7 protein-coding genes and 1 pseudogene are annotated in these 6158 nt (G+C 60.2%); 7 read left to right on the top strand and 1 reads right to left on the bottom strand.

The genetic code is table 11. The features are described 5' to 3' along the window. Nucleotides 1-47 precede the first annotated feature (47 nt). The 6 genes and pseudogenes from VJ651_RS07640 to VJ651_RS07615 all read left to right on the top strand — a co-directional run. Nucleotides 48-620 (top strand): dihydrofolate reductase family protein, encoded by a 573-nt coding sequence (locus VJ651_RS07640; RefSeq protein WP_324106877.1) that lies wholly within the window; start codon nucleotides 48-50, stop codon nucleotides 618-620. A 152-nt stretch (nucleotides 621-772) separates the two neighbouring features. After that, nucleotides 773-1093, top strand: coding sequence for a quaternary ammonium compound efflux SMR transporter SugE (gene sugE / locus VJ651_RS07635; protein ID WP_324106876.1), 321 nt, complete (start codon nucleotides 773-775; stop codon nucleotides 1091-1093). 103 nt (nucleotides 1094-1196) lie between these two features. After that, nucleotides 1197-1754 carry a dihydrofolate reductase family protein gene (locus tag VJ651_RS07630; RefSeq protein ID WP_324106869.1) on the top strand — a complete coding sequence of 186 codons (558 nt, stop codon included), beginning with the start codon at nucleotides 1197-1199 and terminating at the stop codon, nucleotides 1752-1754. A 13-nt stretch (nucleotides 1755-1767) separates the two neighbouring features. Further along, nucleotides 1768-2277, top strand: a complete 510-nt coding sequence (locus VJ651_RS07625; protein ID WP_324106868.1) for a DUF2238 domain-containing protein — start codon at nucleotides 1768-1770, stop codon at nucleotides 2275-2277. Between the two features lie 386 nt (nucleotides 2278-2663). After that, nucleotides 2664-3116: a YiiD C-terminal domain-containing protein gene (locus VJ651_RS07620; RefSeq protein ID WP_324106867.1), complete on the top strand. Its 453-nt coding sequence runs from the start codon at nucleotides 2664-2666 to the stop codon at nucleotides 3114-3116. 212 nt (nucleotides 3117-3328) lie between these two features. Continuing rightward, nucleotides 3329-3544: pseudogene (locus tag VJ651_RS07615) on the top strand (DUF3995 domain-containing protein); the annotation flags it as partial. 10 nt (nucleotides 3545-3554) lie between these two features. Here VJ651_RS07615 and VJ651_RS07610 read toward each other — a convergent pair. After that, nucleotides 3555-3797 (bottom strand): hypothetical protein, encoded by a 243-nt coding sequence (locus VJ651_RS07610; protein ID WP_324106866.1) that lies wholly within the window; start codon nucleotides 3795-3797, stop codon nucleotides 3555-3557. A 319-nt stretch (nucleotides 3798-4116) separates the two neighbouring features. On the opposite strand from VJ651_RS07610, the gene VJ651_RS07605 reads away from it, so the two are divergent. Continuing rightward, the gene (locus VJ651_RS07605; RefSeq protein WP_324106865.1) at nucleotides 4117-5799 is read left to right on the top strand and encodes a carbamoyltransferase family protein; all 1683 of its coding nucleotides are present in this window, start codon (nucleotides 4117-4119) and stop codon (nucleotides 5797-5799) included. Nucleotides 5800-6158 lie beyond the last annotated feature (359 nt).

The following is a 6158-nucleotide window of genomic DNA, read 5'->3' as shown; positions in this document are numbered from 1 at the left end:
CGTTAGGCGGCACAACCCACTCCGGTATTGGGCCGAAGGAGAAAGACATGAAGACCCAGTACTACACTGCATCGAGCCTCGATGGATTCATCGCTACCGAAGACAATTCGCTAGAGTGGCTGTTTCCGTTAGCAGAACTTGAAAAAACGAGTTATCCCACCTTTATTTCGGAGGTTGGTGCTATTGCAATGGGATCGTCAACCTACGAATGGTTGCTGAGACATGCTGTCAGACTCGGTGCTGTGGATGAGGAGGCCTGGCCCTATTCGCAGCCTGCATGGATCTTCTCTAGTCGTAAGCTTGATGCTCCTGCAGGGGCGGACATTCGATTCGTTCAGGGTGATATCCGGCCTGTGCATGCTCAGATGAAGGAAGTCGCCAACACCAAAAATATTTGGGTCATGGGCGGAGGTGATCTCGCAGGGCAATTTTTTGATGCGGGCCTTCTAGATGAGCTCATTGTCCAGATAGGCTCGGTTTCTCTCGGTCACGGTAAGCCCGTCTTCCCACGCCGAGTCTTCAGTCCTGTCCTTCAGCTTACGTCCGTAAATCGCGTTAACGAAGGCATGGCCGAGTTGCGTTATAAAATCGGCAGGGCGAGCCAGACAGGTGCCGCCTAACTCGATGTTCAGCCCAGACACGTGCCAGAGAGCATGCCGCTTCGCGGCCCATGGCGCGCGCGCTGATCAACGCGGCGTTAGGTTTCACCGAAGTGAGGACGACCTCACCTCTCTATCCTGTCCGGGGACGACCCCAAGAAAGAGAGATGGATATGAACTGGTTCATTTTGGTTGTCGCTGGCTTGTTTGAGGTTGGCTGGGCAGTAGGGCTCAAATACACTGAAGGCTTCACCCGACTTTGGCCCACCATCGCCACCGTGCTTTCCATGATTATTAGCCTCGGTTTGCTTGGCATCGCCATGAAATCCCTTCCGGTAGGCACTGCCTATGCAATTTGGGTCGGTGTTGGTGCAGTTGGCACGGCCATACTAGGCATTGTTCTGCTTGGCGATTCAGCAAACCCCTTGCGGATTTTAAGTCTGGGGCTTATCGTTGCCGGTATTGTTGGGCTCAAGCTTGCAACCCCAGCCTAACGTCGAAAGTAAGCGACACAGGGTGAGCACCTCGCGAATTGGGGCTCGCGCCCTTGGAGCCAGACGGCAAGCGGCTCGTCGCGCATTTCGAGCGGAGGACACCATGGGACTCTTAACCTTCAGTATCAACGTCACTCTGGACGGCTGCGTCGACCACCAGGAAGGAATCGTCGACGACGAAACGCACGCCTTCTTCACCCACCTCATGGACGAGGGCGGGGCGATGCTGTGGGGCCGCGTCACCTACGAGATGATGGAGAGCTACTGGCCAGCGGTCGCCCGCGGCGACACCGAAGCACCGCCAGCGATGCGCGAGTGGGCGGTCAAGCTGGAGGACAAGCCGAAGTATGTGGTGTCCTCTACGCGAAAGGACTTCCCCTGGACCAACAGCCACCACATCGCCGGCGACCTGCGAACGGGCGTGGAGAAGCTCAAGGACGCGACACCGGCCGGCGTGCTCCTCGGTAGCGGCAAGCTCGCGACCGAGCTGGACCGGCTGGATCTGATCGACGAGTACAAGTTCCTCGTCCACCCCCGGATCGTCGGCCACGGCCCGACCCTGTACCAGAGCGGGCTCCCTAGCACGCGACGGCTCGAGCTGGTCTCGGCGAAGCCGCTCCGCTGCGGTGCGGTCGCCATGCACTACCGGCGCGCGCGCTGACCGGAAGAGGGGTATGTCGCCTAATCAGGCGTTATATGGCCTGATTTTTTGCCACGCCTTGATTCTTATCCTGGGCGGCACCTACACCTACGCTCGCGTGCCTCTGGGTTTCCGGCCGCAAGACCTGCTCTCTCTGGGGCGCAATCCCTATGACAAGATCGGTCACTTTGCGCAGGGGCTCGTGCCGGCGCTGGTCGCAAGGGAGATTCTTGTTCGATGCGGCTATGTATCCGGGCGCAGGATGGCCGCATTTCTGGCGGTGTGTGTTGCGATGGCCATCAGCGCCTGGTATGAATTGATTGAATGGTGGGCGGCCCTCGCACTTGGCCAGGGAGCGGACCAGTTCCTCGGCACCCAGGGTGATCCATGGGATACGCAGTCAGACATGTTTTTCGCATTGATCGGCGCGTCAATCGCCACGCTTCTGCTGGCGCGAATTCATGACCGGCATATCGCCGCAGTGGACGCGCCATCGTACGCCGCGCTCAAGGCCGATGGCCGTGCGGACCGCCGGCCGGCATAGGCGGCGCTAGATCGGCGAAATCTTTTTGCGACATGGCCGGCCTTGCTTGCGCGTGAACTGCATATTTCCGTGGCCGAAGCCAAAAGGCTTTGGGACGAGCCTACTCCTGGGGTTGCAAAGAGTGTGCTGCCTTGGGTCGTTATTGTTGTTTGCGTTTCGCTTTCGCTGATTTTGCGACGTTGGGAACCAAGCTGGTTAAGCGACGCGCTGCGCCGTTTTCTTGCGAATTCACTTTTTATCGGAGGATCAGTTTTCGGCACGCAGTTGTTTTTGCGGGCCAAGTTAAGATTGATCGTGCAGCGACACGCGGCTTCGCCTGACAAGGTGTTGCACACGGACCGCGAGCGCCCGAGTAATCCCGCCACACGCATTAACCAGGAGAGCGCATGCTCGCAATAGAATTGGAAATGTACCTTCACGAACACATTCCCTTGTCCAGGGCAATGGATGCCTCCGTTGTTTCAGTGGCGCAGGACGAGGTCGTCCTTCGTGCTCCACTCGCACCCAACATCAATCACCGCGATACCGTGTTTGGCGGCAGTGCGTCCGCGCTGGCAATCCTTGCCGCATGGTCGCTGCTTCACACGCGCCTGCGCTCGGAAGGGATTTCCAGCCGCCTCGTAATCCAACGCAACACGATGGAGTATCAGCAGCCGATCCTGGGCGAATTTACGGCGCGCTCCTTCCTCGAGCAGCCGGCGCAGTGGCAGCAGTTCACGCGCATGCTTGCTCGCAAGGGCAAGGCCAGGCTCTCCGTATCATCGGAGCTGGAGCATGCCGGTGAAGTTGTGGGCAAGCTGGTTGGCGAATTTGTGGCATTGAGCGCGCACGGTGCGTAGTCGCGCCATGGTGTTTCGTCAGGAGATGATGAAATTGCGCTGATGCGATGAACCACGACGTGCCACGGGAGAGCTGTCTTGCTTCCGATGGACTGGTTGTTGTGATAACAGGTCGGGCGTGGCAAGGCGCGGAAACACTTTTCGACCTTCGGCAGCTCGCCATGCATGTAGCACTTGCCGTCCGCAAGACCGTCCCGGCCGTGCTTTCGGACGCGCTCGCACTTGGGCTTCTCGGTCGCGCCATCGGAGAATTCAAGTACCTGGGATTCTTCAAGCGTGTGCGCGGCACTCGTTTCGCGCGGCTCGACACCGCTTGCCGGCCTGCCGCTCCTGATGGGCATAGGGTCGGAACATTCAAACCTGTGATTGACGGATCTGAATGGTTAGGCCTGCGATCGACGCATCGGCGCGTCGACGCTCAGGCCTGAAACTCGGGAGTTACTGCTCTTGCGGCAATTGTGCGCTTGCTGGCGGGCTTGGGGGGACGCTGGCGGGAACGCTGGCGTGTGAATGACCGGGAAAATTGCTGAGTTTTTCTTCCAGGCTTTCCGCCACCCGAAGCAATACCCGCAATCTGGAATGGCCGGTGTAGTCATCCAGTAACTTCACATGCGTTGCTTCTTCAAGCGCAGAAATTTCCGCCCGGACCCTTTTCAGTCTCCATTCATAAAACCACTTCATCGCATCCATCCTGTCGTGAGAAAAAATTTACAAGGTCCTGCACCGCTTGTAGACCGGTCGGGCGGTAGTTTGTTCCCATTTGGAAATCAAATTTCGCTGGGAAAGAAAACGTGATCGATAAGCGGGTGCGATTTCGGCGCTGCGGCCAGATTTGCGGCGGAAAATGAGCGGATCTTCGAACTATCCGTGCAGGGCGCCTCCAAATTTGCGAAATGTCCAGATGGATTACTCCCGGTTACGAATGACATGGGATCAGGAATCGGCAAATCGGCGTGATCAATAAATGACAAGCGGTACACTAACAAAAAAGGAGAGCACGATGAGTGACAGGCCCAGGGTCCTCGGCATTAACCGCACGCAGGATGCGAGCATCTGTCTGATGCAGGGTTCGCAACTGCAGTGGGCGATCCAGAAGGAGCGGATCACGCGGCAGAAGCACCACTGGGGCAGGCTCGACGATGTGCGCAAGGTCTACCTGTCCAGGCTGCCCGGCCTGGAGCAACCGATCGACGTGCTGGTGGAATGCTATTCCGGCGATGCCGAAATCGAACAGCTCGCTGCCTACGAGCAGGAGTTGCGCGAAACGCTGGTGCTCGCTCCCGGCTGCCGGCGCGCTCGCATCTCGCATCATCTGGCGCATCTCTACAGCGTGTTTCACCCCTCGCCTTTCGAGGAAGCGGCGGTGATGATCATTGACGGACAGGGCAGTCCGGTGTCCGAGTTGACGGAGTCATGGCGCGGCGTCGGCGAGGTGCCCGGTGACTGGCGCGAGATCTCCTCTTTTTATCATGCCGACCGCAAGAGCATCGCCTGCATCGACAAGCAAGTGTGGGATCGCGACGAGCAGCGCATGGTCGGGCTGGGCATGTTCTACTTTCTGCTCACGCACGCGATCTTCCCCGGTCAGGGCAGCGAGGGCAAGGTGATGGGCCTCGCGCCGCACGGCAATCCGCACGCGCTCGGCCTACCGCCGCTGGAAGTGAACGGCGCGCAGGTGACGATTCCCGCGCGCTGGTTCGAGATCCTGCACGAGCGCGGACGATTTCGCTACACCAGCGAAGACAAGACGCGCTTCGCCGACACCGCCAACCTGGCGGCAGCCGGCCAGCGCGCATTCGAGGAAGCGGTGCTTGAAGTCGCCCACTGGCTGCACCGGCAGACCGGCTCGGAGAACCTGTGCTTCGCGGGCGGCACCGGCCTCAACTGCTCGACCAACGACCGGCTGTTGCGCGAGACGCCGTTCCGGCGCGTCTTCATTCCGCCTGCGCCGAGCGACGCCGGCACCGCGCTCGGCTGTGCCGTGTATGGACTGACCCAATTGGCCGGCCAGCGCTGCGACTGGCGCTGGACCAACGATTACCTCGGGCCCGAGCCGCAGACGTCCGATATCGAGGCAGCGTTGCAGGATGCCGACGACCTGATCGTGGAGCGCGTCGAGCGCGACGAGGACCTGTGCGTGCGCATGGTCGACCTGCTGTGCGCCACCAAGGTGGTCGCGCTGTATCAGGGGCGCAGCGAATTCGGTCCGCGCGCACTCGGGCATCGCAGCATCCTCGGCGATCCGCGCCATGGCAGCCTGCGCGACTGGATCAATGCCAGGGTCAAGCAGCGCGAATGGTTTCGCCCGCTCGCGCCCATCGTGCTGCTCGAACGTGCCGAAGAATTCTTCGACATCTTCCGGCCTTCTCCTTTCATGCAGTTCGCCGCGCCGGTGCGTGCGCAGGCCGCTGCCATCATCCCCGCGGTCACGCACGTCGATTGCACCGCGCGCCTGCAAACCGTGGGCGAACAGGACGATCCGATGCTGCGCCGCCTGCTGAAGGCATTCGAGGCGCGCACCGGTGTGCCGGTGCTGCTGAACACTTCCTTCAATCGCAAGGAAGAACCCGTCGTCGAAACGCCGGCCGAGGCGCTGGAGACTTTCCGCCGCACGCCGATGCACGCACTGGCGATGCCGCCTTTCCTGATACGCAAGCGTGTCGAGCCGGAACCGGTGAGTTAGCAAACCACGCTTTCCGATCCACCCGATTCACCTTGCATTGCGTTCCGCATTTCTCTCCGCATATCCGGCAAGTTCTCGCCCACGCCTGCCCTTGCGTGACGGGTGCAGCAGGGCGCGATACACCGAACCCACGCCAGCCGGAGTTGCGCATGATTCAAGGCTATCCTCACCGCACTAGCGTCGCCCCTGGCGAACGCCTGGTGCGGCATGTTTCAACCGACGCACCGCGCATTCGCATCGTGTTCTACCGCTGGGAAGACGGCGCGGTGGTGATGCGGGAAATATGCCGCGCCGCGCGGTGCGGCGGACGACTGGCAATGGCCAGCCTAGCGGCTTTCATATTAGTGCAGGGGGCTGCC

Source organism: Noviherbaspirillum sp. (assembly GCF_035254865.1).
GTDB lineage: Bacteria > Pseudomonadota > Gammaproteobacteria > Burkholderiales > Burkholderiaceae_D > Noviherbaspirillum.
This window is presented reverse-complemented; position numbering and strand designations above follow the sequence as displayed.

Excerpts from the sequence above, each read along its gene's own strand:
- VJ651_RS07625 (WP_324106868.1), top strand. The coding sequence starts at position 1,768 with ATGTCGCCTAATCAGGCGTTATATGGCCTGATTTTTTGCCACGCCTTG.
- sugE (WP_324106876.1), top strand. The coding sequence starts at position 773 with ATGAACTGGTTCATTTTGGTTGTCGCTGGCTTGTTTGAGGTTGGCTGG.
- VJ651_RS07640 (WP_324106877.1), top strand. The coding sequence starts at position 48 with ATGAAGACCCAGTACTACACTGCATCGAGCCTCGATGGATTCATCGCT.
- VJ651_RS07610 (WP_324106866.1), bottom strand. The coding sequence starts at position 3,797 with ATGAAGTGGTTTTATGAATGGAGACTGAAAAGGGTCCGGGCGGAAATT.
- VJ651_RS07620 (WP_324106867.1), top strand. The coding sequence starts at position 2,664 with ATGCTCGCAATAGAATTGGAAATGTACCTTCACGAACACATTCCCTTG.
- VJ651_RS07605 (WP_324106865.1), top strand. The coding sequence starts at position 4,117 with ATGAGTGACAGGCCCAGGGTCCTCGGCATTAACCGCACGCAGGATGCG.
- VJ651_RS07630 (WP_324106869.1), top strand. The coding sequence starts at position 1,197 with ATGGGACTCTTAACCTTCAGTATCAACGTCACTCTGGACGGCTGCGTC.